This window comes from Arthrobacter sp. NEB 688, assembly GCF_013201035.1.
Taxonomy (GTDB): Bacteria; Actinomycetota; Actinomycetes; order Actinomycetales; family Dermatophilaceae; genus Phycicoccus.
In genome coordinates this window covers 139,745-158,397 of the sequence record NZ_CP053707.1, presented here as the reverse complement: position 1 = coordinate 158,397, position 18,653 = coordinate 139,745, and the positions used below count along the sequence as shown (strand labels likewise).

The window sequence follows — 18,653 nt, the reverse complement described above, 5'->3', positions numbered from 1 at the left end:
ATGAGCACCACCCCCACCGGCCCGCGACACGACGGCCACGACGAGCAGCACCCCGTCCTCAGCGAGAAGGAGGACGCGGCCCAGCGTGGCACCGACCCCGCCGGCGCCGTGGGCGCCACGGAACGCCCGAGCGGTGACCTGGCCGAGGGCTGGACGCCCTCGGACCACCTCGCGCACGAGGCCGGCGAGCTCGCCGCCGGGATCGGGCGCGAGCACCGGCCCCGGCGCGAGGACGTCTACCCCTACCTGCTGCTGCGCGCGGCGAGCCCGGGCGACCGCGGGGCGCGACCGGTCTGGCCGCCGGTGCCGTGCTGGCAGTCGCCCGACATCCTCCTCATGGACGCCGCGTCGGCCGGGCCCTTCGACCCGTCGCAGCTCGTCGGCAGCCCCACCGCCGGCCGCCGCTACCGCGTCTTCGTCCGCGTCTGGAACCTCGGGCTGCTGCCGGCGGTCGGGGTGCACGTGCGCGCCTGGTTCGTCGACCCCGGGTTCTTCGGCGGCGGCACCGGGCCGGCCTACCAGCCGCAGCTCATCGGCGGCGCGATGGTCACCCTCGAGGACCGCACCCGGCCGGGCGCGGTGGCGGTCGTCGAGCTCGACCGCACCTGGGACATCCCCGAGTCGCTGACCGGCCACGAGTGCCTGCTCGCGTCGGTGTCGTGCCCCCTGGACCCGTGGTCGGGCGTCCTCGACGCCAACGCCGACCGGCACGTGGGGCAGCGCAACCTGACGGTCCTCGCCGGGGACGACGACGCCAAGCAGCTGCTGTGGACGCTCGGGTCGCGGGTGACCGGCACGCTCGAGCTGCTCCACGGCGGCGCGGCCGTCGGGCCGCTGCTCCGGGGCGTCCTCGGCGACACCGAGACCGAGCTCGGGGTGCCGGAGCGGCTGCTCCCGCCGTCGCCGAAGGCGCTGCGGCACGGGGTCGCCACGCCGGCCGGGCAGCACCTCGCGACGCTGCTGCGCACCCGCGGGGGCTGGCTCCTCGCCGACAGCGAGCGCGTCGTCGCCCTGGCCACCGAGCTCGGGATGCTCGAGAAGGACGCCGAGAAGCCACAGCGGGGTCGCCGCCGGGCGGCGGACGCACCGGACGTCGCGCGCCTCGCGCAGGAGCTGGCGCGCGAGCACGCCGAGCGGGTCGGGGTGCTCGTCGACGCCGAGCCGGGCGACGCCCTGCTCGAGGGCCTCGTGCGGCTGTGGGACGTCGGGGACCTCACCGCCCGCGGTCTCGCGGCGGCGCTCGCCGAGGGCGGCCCGTCGGCCCACCTGCTCCAGCTCGCCCACACCGACCGCGAGCGGCAGGAGGTCGGCGGCTACTCGCTGGCGCTGCTCGGCTGAGGACCTCCGTCCCACCGGTGCGGAGCGCCCTCCCCGCACGGGCCCTCGACCGTCCGCTTCTCCGGGTGACCTGCGCGGCTCCGCGTGCGACCGCACCCGGACCCGCGCAGGTCACCCGCAGGACGGCCGTGCCCAGAGCCTTCGACGCCGGGGGCATCGGTGGGCCGCAGCGCGGTTGGTCTGCCGGGAGCGGACGTAGGTTCGGGACGACCCTGTACCGAGAGGAACCACCTGATGGATGCCGATGCCGACCGCCTGGCCGAACGCCGCGAGCACGACCTCGCCGTGCAGGAGGTCGTCGACCGGCTCGCCGAGGAGGGCCCGCACGACGACCCGACCGCCGTGGCCGAGCGCCTCACGGAGCGGCTGACCGCCGTGGGCGTCGTCGGGATGCCGGGGCCGTGGGTCGACTCGGTCGTCACCGAGCTGATGGCCGGCAACCCCTACGTCGTCTCGCCCTTCACGGAGGAGCACGCCGACGTCCCCGAGCCCACGACGCCGGCGCGCTCCGAGGTCATCGAGTAGTCGCGCAGCCGCCCGGACGAGGTCCCCGCCTGAGCCGGAGGGCTACTCGTCGCCCCGGAGGGTGAACGACCGGAGGCGGTCGCCGGCGAACCACGCGGAGCCGACGGTGACGACGACCGCCGCGACGAGGGCGTAGGCGAGGCCGGTGCCCCCGGCGTCGACGAGGCCGTCGACGGCGTGCCCGACCTCGCGGCCCCACGCCCCGACCGACAGCCACCTGACGCCGGAGAGCACCGACCCGATGACGCCCTCCCAGAAGAGCGTGTAGAGCAGGCCGACGACGACCGCGTGGCGGGTCAGCGCGGCGAGGGCGAGGAAGAGGGCCGTGTAGACCGTGCCGGCCACGACTCCCGCGGCGGCCAGGCCCAGCGTCCGCCCGGGGTGGGAGGTGTCGAGGACGAGGGCCGCGACGGCCAGGGGCAGCGCCCCGAGGACGGTCGTCGTGAGCCAGGCCGCGGCGAGCTTGCTCCGCGCGATGGTGTGCCGGCTGACCGGCTTGGCGAGCAGGTAGACGATCGAGCCGTCGTCGACCTCCGGGCCGAGGACGGCGGTGGCGGCGAGGAGCGCGACCAGCGGCAGCGCGAGGGTGTACCCGAGCCCGACGGTCGCCTCGACGCCGACCGCGTCGGAGGTGAGGAGGCGCACGACGACCGCGAGGCCGACGAGCGCCAGCGGGACGAGCAGCAGCACGAGACCGCGCCGGCGGCCGACAACGGCCTGCGCCGAGAGGAGGAACAGCGTGCGGTTCACCGGGTCAGCCCTCCACCAGGTACGAGAACACGCTCTCGAGCGAGTCGTCGGTGGGGGCGAGCTCGAGCAGTCGCAGCCCCTGCTCGCGCGTGACCTGCGGGAGGCGGACGGCGAAGGTGCCGAAGTCGGAGACCGACACCGCGACGCCGCCCTCCGGGCGCAGGGACACGGCGACGACGGACGGCTCGGCGATGAGGCAGGCGGCGAGCCGGCGGTCGTCGTCGGCCGCGACGACGTACTGCACCGGCCGGTCGGTCATGAGCCGGCGGATCTCGCCGAACTCGCCGGACGCGGCGTGCCGCCCCGAGACGACGACCTCGATCTGGCGGGCGACCTGCTCGACCTCCTCGAGGATGTGCGAGCTGAAGAGCACCGTGCGCCCCTCGGCGCCCATCCGGCGCAGCAGCGACATGAGGTGCAGGCGCTGGCGGGGGTCGACCCCGTTGAAGGGCTCGTCGAGCAGGAGCACCGACGGGTCGTGGACGAGCGCGGAGGCGAGCTTGACCCGCTGGCGCATCCCCTTCGAGTACGTGCCGATGCGCCGGGCCGCGGGCTCGACCATGTCGACGACCTCGAGGGCGCGCTCCGTGGCGGCGCCCGGGTCGGGCAGGCCGTGCAGCTCGGCGTTGGCGAGCACGAACCGCCGGCCCGTCAGGTAGCCGAAGCTCACCTCGCGCTCGGGGACGAGCCCGAGCTGCCGGTAGACGTCGGTGCGGCGCCAGACCGGCGTGCCGTCGAGGGTCACCGAGCCGGCCGACGGCGCGAGGAAGCCGGACATCAGCGCGATGAGCGTCGTCTTGCCGGCGCCGTTCGGGCCGAGCAGCCCGGTGATGCCGGGGCCCACGGTCATCGAGATGCCGTTGACGGCGACGACGTTGCCGTACCAGCGCGACACCTGGTCCAGGACGAGCGTGCTCACGCGCTCGCCTCCCGCCGGTAGCGCAGGACGAGGGCGCCGAGGCAGGCGGCCGACAGGCCGACGAGCACGGTGACGTACGCGAGGACCATCCCCGTGCCGGTCGGCGGGGCGAGCGTCTCGGCGTCGGTCCAGGCGCCCATCAGCCCGCGGTAGAGCGAGTACGGCGAGAACAGGCCGGCCACCTCCGCGACCTGCGCGTGGCCCTCGTCGGAGGCGATGCCCTGGACCGCGGTCACCACACCGTTGGCGATGACGAGGAAGGCGATGGTCGCGACGACCGCGAAGCCGCGCCGCGTCGACCACGACGCGATGAGGCCCGCGACGCCGGCCAGCGAGAGCGCGAGGAGGACCGCCAGCCCGAGCGCGACGACGGCCTGGCGCGTCTGCTCCGCGACGTCGAGCTCGGTGAGCAGCGCCGCCGCGTAGAGGATGACGACGGGCAGGACGAGGAAGACGAGGGTGGCGAGCAGCAGCGAGAGCCACCGGGCGACCGCGTAGACCGCGGACGGCAGCGGCCGGGCGAGGTAGAGCGCGATGGTGCCGTGCCGCAGGTCGCGCGAGAACAGGACCGGCGCCTGCGACGCGACGAACACGCCGAGCAGCACCTGGGTCGTGGAGGCGTACTGCGCGTACCCGATGGGCAGCCGGTCCAGCCCGATGAACGCGAGGACGCCCGCGACGATGACCGCCGGCAGCAGGTTGAGCCCGAGGAGGAGGAAGGGCAGCACCTTGGAGCGGCCCGAGCGGCCGAGCCCGAAGGCGTTGCGGAACCCGGTGAGCACGAGCGAGCGCGCGATGGCCCCGCTGCCGAGGCGCGGCCCGGTGTAGGGCCGGTAGCCGAGGTCGTGGATGACGCTGCGGCCCCCGTCGGTCGCGGCGCCGGGGGCGGTCCGGTCAGCCACGGGGCACCTCCGGCTGCTCGTCCGCGGTGCCGGTGACGTCGGTGGCGTGGGCGGTGTCCGCGAAGACGTCCTCGAGGTGGCGGTGGTCGGCCTGCATCCGCACCAGCCCGAGCCCGAGCGCGGCGGCGGTGTCGCGCACGACGTCCCGGACGTCGCGCTCGCCGCCCGCCGTGGCGTCGACCGTGAGCATCGACCCGCGCACGGCCGCCGGCACGCCGGCCGCGCCGAGGGCGTCGGCCATCCGGGACCGCCCGTCGTCGCCCAGCACCTCGACGAGGAGGGCGCCGGTCGCGTCGAGGAACTCGTCGGTGCGCGAGGCCCGCAGCAGCGTGCCGCCGTCGAGGACGACGACCGTGTCGCTGACCCGCTCCAGCTCGCCGAGCAGGTGGGAGGTGACGATGACCGCGATGCCGAAGTCGTGCCCGATGCGCTGGACCAGGCCGAGCATCTCGTCGCGCGCCGCGGGGTCGAGGCCGTTCGTCGGCTCGTCGAGGAGGACCAGGCGCGGGTCGTGGACGAGCGCCTGGGCCAGCTTCGCCTTCTGCTTCATCCCGGTGGAGTACCCACCCATCGGGCGGTAGCGCTCCTCGGCGAGCCCGACGTGGCGCAGCACCTCGGCGGCGCGCTCGCGGGCGGCGACGCGCGGCAGCCCGGACATCATCCCCATGTGCACGACGAAGTCGCTGGCGCTGACGTCCGGTGGGAGACAGTCGTGCTCGGGCAGGTAGCCGACCGCGGCCCGCACCTGCGCGCCCTCGGTGGTGACGTCGTGGCCGAGGACCTCGGCCCGCCCGGAGGTCGCCGGAACGAGCCCGAGGAGGATCTTCAGCAGCGTCGACTTGCCGGCGCCGTTGGCCCCGACGAGGCCGGTCGTCCCCGACCCGATGTCGAGGGTGAGGGCGTCGAGCGCGAGCACCGCACCGTAGTCCTTGGTGAGGTGCTCGGCGCGCACCACCGGCTCCACCCTCCTCACCCTAGCCGGGCGGTCCGGAGGCGCGGGTGAGGAGAAGGTGGAGGTGGTGTGTCGGTGCGGTGGCGGTCAGTTCGGGACGTCGACGTAGACGAGCGCGTCCGTGCCGCCGCGGCAGACGACCGGCGTCGTGTTCTCGCAGCGCATCGCGTACTCCTGCTTCGTGACCGGCGAGCGGGCCGTCACGGTGGTCGGGAGGTCGGCCGAGGAGGCCATGAGCGCCTGCGCCGTCTCGGTCGCGAAGTCGCAGCTCGTCACCTCGTTGCCGCTCCACGCGGTGGCGCCGTCAACGGTGCCGCAGCGCTTCGCGGTCGACGCCCGCTCGGTGGGCGTCGGCCCGTCGGAGGGCGCCGCCGAGGACGACGCGTCCGGCGAGGCGGTGTCGTCCGGCGAGGCCGACGACGAGCTCGACACGGTCGGGGCCGCGACCTGCGAGCCCCCGTCGTCGTCGCTGCCGAAGAACCAGAGCAGACCGGCGAGCATGAGCAGCCCGACGAGCCCGAGCGCGACCATCCCGAGGCAGCCCCGGCGGGGACCCGCGGGCGCCTCGTCGAGGTCAGGGTCGGCCACGGCGACGGGTGCGGAGGCGGAGGGGAGCAGCGCGTCGAGGTCGGTCTCCGGGCGCGCGGGCGCGGCGGCGGGCACGGGCCGGGTGGCCGGCGCGAAAGGCGGCGGGGACGCCACGGCGGGCAGCTCGGTCGTGGGCTCGTCGGCGGCGCTCGGGCTCGACGGCATGGCGTGGTCGCGCGGCAGGGTCGTGCCGCACAGGGCGCAGAAGCGGTCCGCGGCGTGGACCGTGGCGCCGCACTCGGGGCAGGTCACGGGGCTCTCCCGTCCGGGGGTGGACATCCCGTCCACGATAGCCACGAGCCCGCTCCCGACCCCAAATCGCGAGGTCAGCGCCTGCTCAGGAACGCGCACGACGGGTGGGTGCCACGGCCCCGGTGGCTAGGCACCCACCCGCCGCGTCGAGGGCGGACGACCCCGGGGTGGGTGGGGTCGTCCGGCGCCGGCGGACCCGTCGTCCACCGGCTCGCCCACGCTAGGCAGGGGTCCGGGGGCCGAGGGTCAGGAGAGTTCCCGGAGTCGGTCAGGGTTCGGTCAGCCGCGCGTCAGCGCCCCGACGGCGGCCCGGCGGTGGCCCCACGGCGGAGGGCGCCGGGGGTCACGGTGCCCGCCGGGTCGTCCCTGTGGGGAGAATGGGGGCGTGGACATCGTGACCCGTGGCTTCGTCGGCCGGCGCTCCGGCGGCGACCCCCGCATCCCGCCCGGCCAGTACCTCGAGCGCGACTTCCCCGTGCTGTCGGCCGGTCCGACGCCGGTCGTGCGCCGCGAGGACTGGACGCTGCGGGTCACCGGGGTCGACGGCTCGTCCGGGCGGCTGTCGTGGGCCGACCTGCACCGCCTGCCCGTCGAGGACGTCCGCACCGACATCCACTGCGTGACGAAGTGGAGCAAGCTCGACACGTCCTGGCGCGGGGTCGACGTCGAGGCCGTCCTGTCGGCCGCGGGGGTCGGTACCGAGGGCGCCACGCACGTCCTCGCCCACGCGACCGGCGGCTACACGACCAACCTCCCGCTGGCCGACCTGCTCGGCGGGCGGGCGTGGGTGGCCACCGAGTACGAGGGCGCCTCTCTCGCAGCCGAGCACGGCGGCCCGGCGCGCCTGCTCGTGCCGCACCTCTACTTCTGGAAGTCCGCGAAGTGGGTGAGCGGCCTCGAGCTGCTCGCGCAGGACTCCCCGGGGTTCTGGGAGCAGCTGGGCTACCACGAGTACGGCGACCCGTGGCGCGAGCAGCGCTACGTGGGCGACTGAGGCCGGTGCCCCGATGACCGTCGCGTGGTCCTCCCCGCCGCTGCCCATGCCCTGGTACCCCGCCCGCGTCGAGGACGCCTGGCTCGAGACGCGCACCGCGCGGACCGTCGTGCTCGACGTGCCCGGCTGGCCGGGCCACCACGCGGGGCAGCACGTCGACGTCCGGCTCACCGCCGACGACGGCTACACCGCGACCCGGACGTACTCGGTGGCCTCGGCCCCGGAGACCGGCCGGCTCGTCCTCACCGTCCAGCTCGTCACCGAGGGCGAGGTCTCGCCGTGGCTCGTCGGCGAGGCCCGCGAGGGCGACGAGCTCGAGGTGCGCGGCCCGATCGGCGGCTGGTTCCGCTGGGACGAGTCGATGCCCGAGCCGGTGCTCCTCGTCGCCGGCGGCTCGGGGGTCGTGCCGCTCATGGCGATGGTGCGCCACCGCTCGCGCGTCGGTGCGACGCAGCCGTTCCACCTCGTGTACTCGGCGCGCACGCCGGACCACGTCATCTACACCAACGAGCTCTTCGCGCTCGCCCGGACCTCGCCGGGGCTACGGGTCGACCGGCTCTACACCCGGGGCGGGCTGCCCGACGAGGCGCGCGAGCCGGGGCGGCTGCGGCCGGAGGACCTGCCGGCGGTCGACGCCTTCCCGGCGCCGCCGGTCGTCTACGTCTGCGGGCCGTCGGGGTTCGTCGAGGCGGCGGCGGGCATCCTCATCGGGAAGGGGCACGACTCGGGCGCCATCCGCACCGAGCGCTTCGGCCCCTCCTCCTGACCGCCCCCTGTCGTCCGACTGGTTGCGAGTTCCGCCGTCCGACACGCCGCCCGACGGCGCGTCCGGCGGCGGAACTCGCAACCAGAGGAGCAGGAGCCGGGGTCAGGTGGGGTCGCAGGTGAGCCGGACGCCCTCGGCGACCCGGTAGGGCGCCGCGGCGACGATCGCCCCGACGACCCGGCGCAGCCGGCTGACCTCGGCGCGCACGGTCACCTGGTGCTGCTCGTCGCCGAAGAGCGAGCGGCTGAGCGCCGCCGCCGTCAGCCCGTCGGGGCCGGCCGCGGCGAGCAGCCGCAGGACGGCCGCGTGCCGCGGCGTCAGCGCCGTCCGCCAGCCGCCGTCGGGGCCGCCCGCCACCTCGAGCAGCGCCTCGCCGCCGACCGTGCGCAGCGTCGCCGTCAGCACGGCCGCCTGCTCGTCGGGGCGCACGAGCCAGCCCTCGCCGAGCCGCTCGGGCAGGCAGAGGCCCAGCCCCGGCACGGTGAGCGGCAGGTTCTCGCGCGGGGCGGCGATGCGGTCGCGGACGAGCACGCCGCTGTGGTGGGCGACCCAGCCGTCGTCGTCGACGAGCAGCACCGGCCCGTGCGTCGTCGCGAGCACGTGCTCGGCCGAGCGCCGCAGCCGCTGCAGCGCCTGCTCGTGGTGGCGCCACAGCCGCGCCTCGGCGAGCTTGGTCGCGGTGTCGACGAGGGCGATGAGCGCCGGGTGCAGCGTGAGCGCCGGCCCCGACACGTCGACGACGCCGAGCATCGCCCCGGTGCGGGGGTCGTGGACGGGGGAGGCCGTGCAGTACCAGGGGTGCTGCCCCTCCTCGAAGTGCTCGGCCGAGAAGAGCTGCACCGGGGCCTGCTCGGCCAGGGCGGTACCGATGGCGTTGGTGCCGACGTGGTCCTCGGTCCACGTCGCGCCCTCGGTGAAGCCGAGCGAGTCGGCCGTGCGCAGCACGCCGGGGGAGCCCCCGCGCCAGAGGATGATGCCGTCGGCGTCGGTGACGACGACGATGAACCGCGACGCGTCGGCGACCGACGTCAGCACCGCCCGGATCTCGTCGACGACCAGCCGCAGGGGCGACTCGCGGCGCCGGCGCTCGACCTCGCCGAGCGGCAGCGGGGCGCGCGCGTTGGCGTGCGTGGGGTCGAGACCGAACCCGAGGGTGCGGCGCCAGGAGCGGGAGACGACGGGCCGCACCGCCGCGGCGGGGGCGGAGCCGCCCATCACGGCGTCGTGGACGCGGCGCAGCGCGCGGGCGTGCTGCCCGAGGTCGGTGCCCGGGGCCACGGCGCTCCCGGCGCGGTACGACGTCATCGTCGGCTCCTCACCCCCCGGCGGCGCCGCCGGGTGATGGCCACAGGCTAGCCCCCCGGGTCCGCGGGCGCCCCGCCGAACCGGAGGGGATGCAACGCGCTGCAACCCTTCCCGCCGGACCCGTCCGCTTGCTGTCCTGTGCCCCATCAGCGCACGTCGACGGGGACGTGCGCGGCCCGAGAGGAGCCCCCATGACCGACACCCTGGAGCGCACGACGACCGAGGAGGGGAGCGCGCCGGCCCGGGCCGACGCCTGGCTCTCCGGGTTCGAGCAGGCGCTCGTCGCAGGCGACCTCGACCGCGCCGCCGGGATGTTCGCGACGCGCAGCTTCTGGCGCGACCTCGTGTCGTTCACGTGGAACCTCACGACCGTCGAGGACCGCGAGGGCGTGCGCGACCTGCTCGCCGCGACGGCCGAGCGGACCGCGGCGTCGGCGTTCGTGACGAGCGAGCCCGCGACCGAGGACGGCGGTGTCGTCACGGCGTGGTTCACCTTCGAGACGGGCGTGGGGCGCGGCAGCGGCCTCGTGCGGCTCGTCGAGGAGGAGGGCGAGGACCGGGCCTGGACCTTCCTCACGACCCTCGACGAGCTCAAGGGCCACGAGGAGCCGCGCGGCACCCGACGCGTCCGGGGCGCCGAGCACGGCGCCAACCGCTCGCGCACGACGTGGAAGGAGCAGCGCCAGCAGGAGGCCGAGTCGCTCGGCTCGACGACGCAGCCGTACGTGCTCGTCGTCGGCGGCGGCCAGGGCGGCATCGCGCTCGGGGCCCGGCTGCGCCAGCTCGGCGTCCCGAGCCTCGTCCTCGACAAGCACCCGCGGCCCGGTGACCAGTGGCGCGGCCGCTACAAGTCGCTCTGCCTGCACGACCCGGTCTGGTACGACCACCTGCCGTACGTCAAGTTCCCCGACACCTGGCCGGTCTTCGCGCCAAAGGACAAGATCGGCGACTGGCTCGAGTCGTACGTCAAGGTCATGGAGGTGCCGTACTGGTCGAGCACCGAGGCCAAGAGCGCGACCTGGAACGACGAGGCCGGCGAGTGGGTCGTCGAGGTCGAGAAGGAGGGGCAGCCGCTGACGCTGCGCCCGACGCACCTCGTCTTCGCGACGGGCATGAGCGGCAAGGCGCGGATGCCCGAGGTCGAGGGCATGGACGTCTTCCGCGGCGACGTGCACCACTCCTCGCGCCACCCCGGCCCGGACGCGTACCGCGGCAAGAAGGCCGTCGTCATCGGCAGCAACAACAGCGCCTTCGACATCTGTGGAGCGCTGTGGGAGAACGACGTCGACGTCACGATGGTGCAGCGCAGCTCGACGCACATCGTCAAGTCCGACAGCCTCATGGAGTACGGCCTCGGCGACCTCTACTCCGAGCGGGCGCTCGCGGCCGGCGTGACGACCGAGAAGGCCGACATGATCTTCGCGTCGCTGCCCTACCGGATCCTCCACGAGTTCCAGATCCCCGCCTACGAGAAGATGGCCGAGGTCGACAAGGACTTCTACGACCGCCTCGAGAAGGCCGGCTTCTGGCTCGACTGGGGTGACGACGGGTCCGGGCTGTTCATGAAGTACCTGCGACGCGGCTCCGGCTACTACATCGACGTCGGCGCCGCGGAGCTCGTGGCGAACGGCGACGTCAAGCTGGCCCACGGCCAGGTCGTGCGCCTCACCGAGGACGCGGTCGTCCTCGACGACGGCACCGAGCTGCCCGCCGACCTCGTCGTCTTCGCCACCGGCTACAACTCGATGAACGGCTGGGTCGCCGACCTCATCGACCAGGAGACGGCCGACCGGCTCGGCAAGTGCTGGGGCCTCGGCTCCGACACGACGAAGGACCCCGGGCCGTGGGAGGGCGAGCAGCGCAACATGTGGAAGCCGACGCAGGTGCCCAACCTGTGGATGCACGGCGGCAACCTCCACCAGTCGCGCCACTACTCGCAGTTCCTCGCGCTCCAGCTCAAGGCGCGCTTCGAGGGGCTCGACACCCCGGTGCACCGGCTGCAGGAGGTGAACCACACGTCATGAGGGCCGCCCGCTTCCACGCCCGCGGCGACATCCGCGTCGACGACGTCCCCGAGCCGGCCACCCGGCCCGGCACCGTCAAGGTCGAGGTCGAGTGGTGCGGCATCTGCGGCACCGATCTGCACGAGTACCTCGACGGGCCGATCTTCGCGCCGACGGCCGACGCGCCGCACCCGCTGACCGGCGAGTCCGCCCCGATCACGCTCGGGCACGAGTTCGCCGGTGTCGTCGCCGAGCTCGGCGAGGGCGTCACGGACCTCGCCGTCGGCGACCGTGTCGTCGTCGAGCCGTACATCATCTGCGGGCGGTGCGACGCGTGCCGGCAGGGTCGCTACAACGTCTGCGCGACACTGGGTTTCGTCGGTCTCTCGGGGCAGGGCGGTGGCTTCAGCCAGTTCGTCGTCGCCGAGCGCCGCTGGGTCCATCCGCTGGGGGAGCTCGGCACCGACGTCGGCGCGCTCATCGAGCCGCTGGCCGTGGCGTACCACGCGGTCCGGCTCTCGGGGGCGCAGCCGCAGCACTCGGCCCTCGTCTTCGGGGCCGGCCCGATCGGGCTCGTGACGACCGCCTGCCTCAAGGCGGTCGGGGTCGAGCAGGTGCTCGTCGTCGAGCCCGCGCGGGCCCGCAAGGAGAAGGCCGTCGTCGCCGGCGCCGACCACGTCGTCGACCCCCGGGACGCCGACGTCGTCGAGGCCGTCATGGAGCTCACCGCCGGTCGTGGCGCCGACGTCTCCTTCGAGTGCGCCGGCATCGACCAGGTGCTCGCGACGGCCATCCGCTCCACCCGCGCCGGCGGCCGCTGCGTCAACGTCGCGATCTGGGGCCACGAGGCCTCCGTCGCGATGAACGACCTCGTCTTCCGCGAGGTCGACGTGCTCGGCAGCCTCGCCTACTGCGACGACCACCCGGCGACGATCGCGATGGTCCGCGACGGCAAGGTCGACCCGTACCAGTTCATCACCGGGCGGATCGACCTCGGCGACATCGTCGAGCAGGGCTTCCGGCAGCTCGTCGACAACAAGGAGGAGAACGTCAAGATCCTCGTCCACCCGTGACCCACCCCTGACCCCACCTCCCGCGGCCGGTCCCTGTCCGGCCGCGGGAGCGTGCGCGGTGGCAGGGTGGTCGGTGGCGCCGGCCGGCCGGTCGGCGTCACGACGGACGATGGAGGACGACGTGCGGGTCGCGGTGCTGGGGACGGGGATCATGGGCAGCGGGATGGTCCGCAGCCTGCTGCGCGAGGGGCACGAGGTGCGCGCCTGGAACCGCACCGCCGCGCGCGCCGAGCCGCTCGCCGCGGACGGTGCGACGGTGGCGGCGTCGGTGGCCGAGGCCGTCGACGGCGCCGACGTCGTCGTGACGATGCTCTTCGACGCGGACGCGACCGTCGAGGTCGGCGGCGAGGTCGTCGCCCACCTCGCCGAGGACGCCGTCTGGCTGCAGTGCGGGACGGTCGGGGTCGAGGGCGCGGCGCGGGTCGCCGAGGTCGGGGCCGGGCGGGTGCTCGACGCGCCAGTGCTCGGGACGCGCAAGCCGGCCGAGGAGGGCGCGCTGGTGGTCCTGCTCTCCGGCCCGGAGGCCTTGCGGCAGAGGGTTGCCCCGGTGCTCGAGGCCATCGGGTCGCGCTCGGTCGTCGCCGGTGACGAGGTCGGCGCGGCCAGCGCGCTCAAGCTCGCGTGCAACGCGTGGGTCGCGCTCCTGACGGCCGGCACCGCGCAGTCGCTCGCCCTGGCCGGGGCGCTCGGCGTCGACCCGGCGCTGTTCCTCGAGGCCATCGACGGCGGCCCGGTGTTCGCGCCCTACGCGAAGGTCAAGGGCGGGGCGATGCTCGCGCAGGACTGGACGCCGTCGTTCGAGGTCGACGGGGTCGTCAAGGACCTCGGGCTGATGGTCGAGGCCGGGGCGGCGACGGGGTTCCCGACCGGGCTGCTCCACGCCGTCCGCGAGCTGTTCACCGAGGCATCCGGGGCCGGGCACGGCGCCGACGACATGGCGGCCGTCCGCACCGTCTTCCCCTGACCTCCGACGCCGGTCGGCGTGCACCAACTGACGAATGTGTCGATTTGTGCACGGTCGGGTCGTCGTCGGGCGTGCACTAACTGACGCTTTCGTCGATTTCTGCACGCTGCACAGTCGCGGCCGACGCGCCGGGTGTGCACCAACTGACGCTTTCGTCGATGTGTGCACGGTCGGTGCGTCGTCGGGTGTGCATCGATCGACGCTTTCGTCGATTTCTGCACGCTGCTCAGTCGCGGCCGACGCGCCAGGTGGTCCGGGCCTCCAAGGCCTCGCCGGGGCGCACGAGCGCGTCGGGGAAGCCGGGATGGTTCGGCGCGTCCGGGTAGCCCTGCGTCTCGAGCGCGACCCCGGCGTGCCGCAGCAGCGGCCGACCGTCGAGACCGGTCAGCGCGCCGTCGAAGTGGGCCCCCGTGTAGACCTGCACCGCCGGCCGGTCGGTGTGCACCTCGACCCACCGGCCGCTCGCCCCGACGAGCCGCGCGGCCCGGCGCATCCCGGACCCGTCGAGGACGAGGTTGTGGTCCAGGCCGCCACCCCGCACCAGCTGCTCGTCGTCGAGGGCGAGGACGTCGCGCAGCAGTCGGGCCCGCCGCAGGTCGAAGGGCGTGCCGTCGACCGGCAGCACCTCGCCGGTCGGCAGCAGGTCGGCGCCGACCGGGGTGAACGCCGACGCACCCACCTCGAGCCGGTGCTCGAGCACGTCCGGACCGCCGTCGAGCGAGAAGTAGGCGTGGTTGGTCATCCCGAGGTAGGTGGTCGCGCTCGTCGTCGCGTGGTGGTGCAGGCGCACCTCGTCGCCGGCGACCTCGTAGGTGACCCGTGCGGTCACCTCGCCGGGCAGGCCCTGGTCGCCGTCGGGGCTGGTCAGGCCGAGCACGACCCGGTCCGGCGCCTCCTCGAGCACCTCCCAGGCGAGCCGGTCCCAGCCCACCGGGCCGCCGTGCAGCGCGTTCGCGCCGTCGTTCGGCGGCACCCGGTGCTCGGTGCCGTCGACCACGAGGCGCCCACCACCGAGCCGGTTGGTGAAGCGCCCGACGGTCGCCCCGAGGTAGCCGCCGTCGTCGTCGTAGGTGGCGGGGTCGCGGTGGCCGAGCACGAGGTCGACCGGGCCGTCGTCGTCGAGGACGAGCCGGCGCACGGCGGCGCCGGTGGTGACGACCTCGAGGACCAGCCGGTCGCTGCGCAGGACGAGGGTGCGGGAGGGGGCGCTCACCCCGCCATCCTGCCCGGTGCCGCGCTTCCTGAGAGGTCGGCGCGGCGGGCGGGGCGTCCGACCGGGCGCTGCGTCGGTGGCCCCGCCTAGACTCGCCGCATGCGCGTCCGGCTCGGCCTGAGGAGCCGCATCCTCGCCCTGACGATGCCGGTCGTCCTGCTCATCAGCGCCGCGCTCGCGGGCATCGTCTACCTCTCGCTCGGCCAGGTGCTCGAGGCCTCCGCCCGCGACGTCGCGCGCGCCGAGGTCGTCGAGCTGCGGGCCGACCTCGCGGTGCACGGCGTCAGCGACCTCATCGGCACGCACGCCGTCGTCGACGGCAACCGGGTGGTCCAGGTCGTCGACCCGCGCACCCGCGAGGTCGTCGCCGCGACGGGTGGCGCCCCCACGACCCCGTTGCTGCGCTCCGAGCCCGAGGGCGACGAGGTGCGCGTCGAGCAGGTCTCCGACGTCACGGGCCTGCCCGAGGGCGCCTGGGTCGTCGCGACGACCGACGCGGTCTCGCCCGAGTCCGAGCACTACACGCTGATCGTCGGGGTGCCGACCCGCGTCGAGGCCACCGCGCTCGGGCAGTCGACGGAGTTCGCCTTCATCGGCGCGGTCGGGCTCATCGCCCTGCTCGGCGCGGTGACGACCTTCGCCGTCGGCCAGGCCCTGCGGCCCGTCGAGCGGATGCGCGACCAGGTCGAGGCGGTCGCGGCCTCCGGTGCGCCCCCGGCCCCCGGCCCGGCGCTCGAGGTCCCGGCCGGCCGCGACGAGCTCGCCCGCCTCGCCGAGACGATGAACCACCTGCTCGAGCGGATGCACACCGCCGACGCCTCGCGGCGCGCGTTCGTCGCCGACGCCGGCCACGAGCTGCGTAGCCCGCTCGCGACCATCCGCGTGCTCCTCGACCGGCTCGCCGAGGAGCGCCCGAGCACCGACCGGCAGGCGACGGCCGCCCGCGCCTCGGCCGAGGTCGACCGGCTCGCCGTCCTCGTCGAGGACCTGCTGACCCTCGCGTCCGCCGACGAGCACGCGATGGTCCTGCACCGCGCCGAGATCGACCTCGACGACGTCGTCCTCGCCGAGACCGGCGCCCTGCGCGCGCGCGGGATGCCCGTCTCGGTCGCCGTCGAGCCGGTGCGCCTCGAGGGCGACCCCGCGCGGCTCGGGCGCGTCGTGCGCAACCTCCTCGAGAACGCCGAGCGCCACCGCAACGAGGTCGTCCGGGTCCGGCTCGGCCACGACGGCACGGCGGCCGTGCTCACCGTCGACAACGACGGGCCGCCCATCGAGCCGCGCGACCGCGACCGCGTGTTCAACCGGTTCGTGCGCCTCGACGACTCCCGCACCCGCGGCACGGGCGGCACCGGGCTGGGGCTCGCCATCGTCGCCGAGGTCGTGGCGGCGCACGACGGCACCGTCGAGGCCACCGAGAGCCCCGAGGGCTGGTGCCGGTTCGCCGTCAGGCTCCCGGCGCAGGCTCCGTCGGGTTGAGCCGGTAGCCCAGGCCGCGCACGGTCTCGATGACCTTGGCGTCGAACGGGGCGTCGATCTTGCGCCGCAGGTAGCCGATGTAGACCTCGACGACGTTGTCGGCGCCGGGGTAGTCGGAGTCCCAGACGTTCTCGAGGATCTCGGCCTTGCTCTGGACGAGCCCGACCTTGCGCATGAGGTGGTGCAGGAGGGCGTACTCGCGCGCGGTCAGCTGGATCTCCTGCCCCTCGCGCGTCACCCGGCGGGTCGTGGGGTCGAGGCTGAGCGGGCCGGCCTGGAGGGCGACCGGGCGCTCGGGGGCGCCGCGCCGGGCCAGGGCCTGCAGCCGCGCGAGGAGCACGGGGGTGCTGAAGGGCTTGGTGACGTAGTCGTCGGCGCCGAGCTCGAAGGCATCGGTCTGGTCGAACTCGCCGTCCTTGGCGGTCAGCATGAGGACCGGCGTCCACACCTTCTGGTGGCGCAGGTGCTTGAGGACGTCGTAGCCGTTCATCCCCGGCAGCATGATGTCGAGGACGAGCGCGTCGTACTGGCTGGAGAGGCCGAGGCGCAGGCCCTCCATCCCGTCCTCGGCGTGGTCGACGACCCAGCCGGCCTCCCGCAGGGCGTCGCCCAGGGCTGCGGCCAGGGGTTTCTCGTCCTCGACGAGGAGCAGCCTCATCGCGTCTCCCTCCGTGCGGTGCTCGTGCTGCGGGACCCTACCCCTCGCGCGTCAGCGGACGCCCCGGACGTCAGGTACAGTACTCGGGTCCGGTCGGCCGAGAGGCGTTCCGGGCCTCGGACCGGCGTCCGGGAGCTGCGAACCCCCTGCACGCAGCTCCCGGACGTCTTCCGTTGTAGGGCAGGATTATTCGTCGCGCGTGGAGCGCCGCTCCCTGCTCAGTGGTCGCGCAGTGCCTCGATGAGCTGCTGCTTCGACATCGACGAGCGGCCCTCGACCTCGAGCTCGCGCGCGCGGTCCATCAGCTCCTTCTTGGTCCACTCCTCGTAGGCCGGCGACGAGCCGCCCTTGCTCCCCACGGCGGAGCGCGAGGTGTTGGCGGCGGCGTTGGCGATGCGCGCCGACTTCTCCTTGCTGTTGCCCTCCTCCCGCAGCCGCTCGTAGAGCTCGGGGTCCTTGACCGAGGGTCCGGGGTCCTTGCGTGCGGGCACGGCCGCCTCCTTCGTCGGTGGTGCGTCGTTCCTACCCCGTGGGTCGGCCGGCCACGCCTCCGGCGCGGATCGGGCCCTCGACAGCCCGTGGGACGACGGATTCCGCCGCTTTCCGCGGGGATTTCACGCGGTTAGGATGCCGCCATGATCGAGCAGCAGCGGATCCTCGCGACCGCCATCCCCGGCCCGCGCTCCCAGGAGCTCCAGGCCCGCAAGACGGCGGCGGTCGCCTCGGGCGTCGGCACCGGCCTGCCGGTCTACGTCACCGACGGCGCGGGCGGCATCATCCGCGACGTCGACGGCAACCAGCTGATCGACCTCGGCTCCGGCATCGCCGTGACGACCGTCGGCAACGGCAACCAGCGGGTCGTCGACGCCGTGACCGAGCAGATCGGCCGGTTCACGCACACCTGCTTCATGGTCACGCCCTACGAGCCCTACCTCGGCGTCTGCGAGAAGCTCAACGCGCTGACCCCCGGCGACCACGAGAAGCGCTCGGCGCTGTTCAACTCGGGCGCCGAGGCCGTCGAGAACGCCGTGAAGATCGCGCGTCACGCCACGGGGCGCCAGGCCGTCGTCGTGTTCGAGCACGGCTACCACGGCCGCACGAACCTCACGATGGGCATGACCGCGAAGAACATGCCCTACAAGCACCGCTTCGGCCCGTTCGCGCCCGAGGTCTACCGCGTGCCGATGGCCTACCCCTACCGCTGGGCCGGCGGCCCCGAGCGCTGCGCCGAGGAGGCCCTGCGCACGGTGACCGACATGATCCACGCGCAGGTCGGCGAGGAGAACACCGCCGCGGTCGTCATCGAGCCGATCCAGGGCGAGGGCGGCTTCATCGTCCCGCCGGAGGGCTTCCTGCCGGGCCTGGCCGAGTACTGCCGCGAGCACGGCATCGTCTTCGTCGCCGACGAGGTGCAGTCCGGGTTCTGCCGCACCGGCGACTGGTTCGCCAGCGACCACGAGGGCGTCGTCCCGGACCTCATCACGACGGCCAAGGGCATCGCCGGCGGAATGCCGCTCGCCGCGGTGACCGGCCGCGCCGACCTCATGGACGCCGTCCACGGCGGCGGCCTCGGGGGCACCTATGGCGGCAACCCGGTGGCCTGCGCCGCGGCGCTCGCGAGCATCGAGTCGATGGAGGTCGACGACCTCGCCGGCCGGGCGCGCAGCATCGGCAAGATCCTCGGCGACCGCCTCGGCTCGCTCGCCGAGAAGCACCCCGAGATCGGCGAGGTCCGCGGGCGCGGCGCGATGATGGCCATGGAGCTCGTCACCGACCCGGCGACCAAGGAACCGGCGGCGGCGCTCGCCGGCGCGGTCAACAAGGGCTGCCACGAGCGCGGCGTCGTCACGCTCACCTGCGGCACCTACGGCAACGTCTTCCGCTTCCTGCCGCCGCTCTCGATCGGCGACGACCTGCTCCACGAGGCGATGGACGTCCTCGAGGAGTCGATGGGCGCGGCGCTGGCCTGAGC

18 protein-coding genes are annotated in these 18,653 nt (G+C 74.5%); 9 read left to right on the top strand and 9 right to left on the bottom strand.

The genetic code is table 11. From position 1 onward, the window contains the following. Together HL663_RS00730 and HL663_RS00725 are read left to right on the top strand one after the other, a co-directional pair. The gene (locus HL663_RS00730; protein ID WP_173026603.1) at window positions 1–1,338 is read left to right on the top strand and encodes a hypothetical protein; all 1,338 of its coding nucleotides are present in this window, start codon (window positions 1–3) and stop codon (window positions 1,336–1,338) included. A 234-nt stretch (window positions 1,339–1,572) separates the two neighbouring features. Then, complete coding sequence (locus HL663_RS00725) at window positions 1,573–1,863, top strand: hypothetical protein (RefSeq protein WP_173026602.1); 291 nt, start codon at window positions 1,573–1,575, stop codon at window positions 1,861–1,863. Between the two features lie 42 nt (window positions 1,864–1,905). Here the strand turns inward: HL663_RS00725 and HL663_RS00720 are convergent, their stop codons facing one another. The 5 genes from HL663_RS00720 to HL663_RS00700 form a co-directional block, all read right to left on the bottom strand. Further along, window positions 1,906–2,613, bottom strand: a complete 708-nt coding sequence (locus HL663_RS00720) for an ABC transporter permease subunit (RefSeq protein ID WP_173026601.1) — start codon at window positions 2,611–2,613, stop codon at window positions 1,906–1,908. Window positions 2,614–2,617: 4 nt separating this feature from the next. After that, window positions 2,618–3,532: an ABC transporter ATP-binding protein gene (locus tag HL663_RS00715; RefSeq protein ID WP_173026599.1), complete on the bottom strand. Its 915-nt coding sequence runs from the start codon at window positions 3,530–3,532 to the stop codon at window positions 2,618–2,620. After that, window positions 3,529–4,434 (bottom strand): ABC transporter permease subunit, encoded by a 906-nt coding sequence (locus HL663_RS00710; RefSeq protein ID WP_173026597.1) that lies wholly within the window; start codon window positions 4,432–4,434, stop codon window positions 3,529–3,531. Before HL663_RS00710 ends, HL663_RS00715 begins: the two co-directional genes overlap by 4 nt. After that, a complete protein-coding gene (locus HL663_RS00705) occupies window positions 4,427–5,398 on the bottom strand; it encodes an ABC transporter ATP-binding protein (protein ID WP_216842640.1) in 972 nt (323 codons plus the stop codon). The genes HL663_RS00710 and HL663_RS00705 overlap by 8 nt, the downstream gene beginning before the upstream one ends. Before the next feature lie 75 nt (window positions 5,399–5,473). Further along, window positions 5,474–6,253 (bottom strand): zinc ribbon domain-containing protein, encoded by a 780-nt coding sequence (locus HL663_RS00700; protein ID WP_173026596.1) that lies wholly within the window; start codon window positions 6,251–6,253, stop codon window positions 5,474–5,476. Window positions 6,254–6,611: 358 nt separating this feature from the next. Here HL663_RS00700 and HL663_RS00695 point away from each other — a divergent pair, with 358 nt between their 5' ends. Further along, window positions 6,612–7,220, top strand: coding sequence for a sulfite oxidase-like oxidoreductase (locus HL663_RS00695; RefSeq protein ID WP_173026594.1), 609 nt, complete (start codon window positions 6,612–6,614; stop codon window positions 7,218–7,220). Between the two features lie 13 nt (window positions 7,221–7,233). Further along, on the top strand, window positions 7,234–7,986 hold the full coding sequence (locus HL663_RS00690) for a ferredoxin reductase (RefSeq protein ID WP_173026592.1): 753 nt from the start codon (window positions 7,234–7,236) through the stop codon (window positions 7,984–7,986). Between the two features lie 102 nt (window positions 7,987–8,088). Here HL663_RS00690 and HL663_RS00685 read toward each other — a convergent pair whose 3' ends face one another. Beyond that, the gene (locus HL663_RS00685) at window positions 8,089–9,291 is read right to left on the bottom strand and encodes a GAF domain-containing protein (protein ID WP_173026590.1); all 1,203 of its coding nucleotides are present in this window, start codon (window positions 9,289–9,291) and stop codon (window positions 8,089–8,091) included. Between the two features lie 191 nt (window positions 9,292–9,482). Between HL663_RS00685 and HL663_RS00680 the strand changes: the two genes are divergently transcribed. The 3 genes from HL663_RS00680 (at window position 9,483) to HL663_RS00670 (ending at window position 13,331) form a co-directional block, all read left to right on the top strand. Continuing rightward, a complete protein-coding gene (locus HL663_RS00680; RefSeq protein ID WP_173026589.1) occupies window positions 9,483–11,315 on the top strand; it encodes a flavin-containing monooxygenase in 1,833 nt (610 codons plus the stop codon). Continuing rightward, complete coding sequence (locus HL663_RS00675) at window positions 11,312–12,367, top strand: 2,3-butanediol dehydrogenase (protein ID WP_173026588.1); 1,056 nt, start codon at window positions 11,312–11,314, stop codon at window positions 12,365–12,367. Before HL663_RS00680 ends, HL663_RS00675 begins: the two co-directional genes overlap by 4 nt. Window positions 12,368–12,476: 109 nt before the next feature. After that, a complete protein-coding gene (locus tag HL663_RS00670) occupies window positions 12,477–13,331 on the top strand; it encodes an NAD(P)-dependent oxidoreductase (RefSeq protein ID WP_173026587.1) in 855 nt (284 codons plus the stop codon). 226 nt (window positions 13,332–13,557) lie between these two features. On the opposite strand, the gene HL663_RS00665 is transcribed toward HL663_RS00670, so the two are convergent. Continuing rightward, entirely contained in the window at window positions 13,558–14,544 is a 987-nt protein-coding gene (locus HL663_RS00665; protein ID WP_173026586.1) for an aldose epimerase family protein, read from the bottom strand. A 99-nt stretch (window positions 14,545–14,643) separates the two neighbouring features. Between HL663_RS00665 and HL663_RS00660 the strand changes: the two genes are divergently transcribed. Then, window positions 14,644–16,023 (top strand): sensor histidine kinase, encoded by a 1,380-nt coding sequence (locus HL663_RS00660; RefSeq protein ID WP_173026585.1) that lies wholly within the window; start codon window positions 14,644–14,646, stop codon window positions 16,021–16,023. Here HL663_RS00660 and HL663_RS00655 read toward each other — a convergent pair. Beyond that, window positions 15,992–16,681 (bottom strand): response regulator transcription factor, encoded by a 690-nt coding sequence (locus HL663_RS00655; protein ID WP_173026583.1) that lies wholly within the window; start codon window positions 16,679–16,681, stop codon window positions 15,992–15,994. The two genes, HL663_RS00660 and HL663_RS00655, sit on opposite strands and share 32 nt — an antisense overlap. A 218-nt stretch (window positions 16,682–16,899) precedes the next feature. Further along, window positions 16,900–17,172 carry a DUF7218 family protein gene (locus HL663_RS00650; protein ID WP_173026581.1) on the bottom strand — a complete coding sequence of 91 codons (273 nt, stop codon included), beginning with the start codon at window positions 17,170–17,172 and terminating at the stop codon, window positions 16,900–16,902. Window positions 17,173–17,316: 144 nt separating this feature from the next. On the opposite strand from HL663_RS00650, the gene gabT reads away from it, so the two are divergent. Beyond that, complete coding sequence (gabT, locus tag HL663_RS00645; protein ID WP_173026579.1) at window positions 17,317–18,651, top strand: 4-aminobutyrate--2-oxoglutarate transaminase; 1,335 nt, start codon at window positions 17,317–17,319, stop codon at window positions 18,649–18,651. Window positions 18,652–18,653 lie beyond the last annotated feature (2 nt).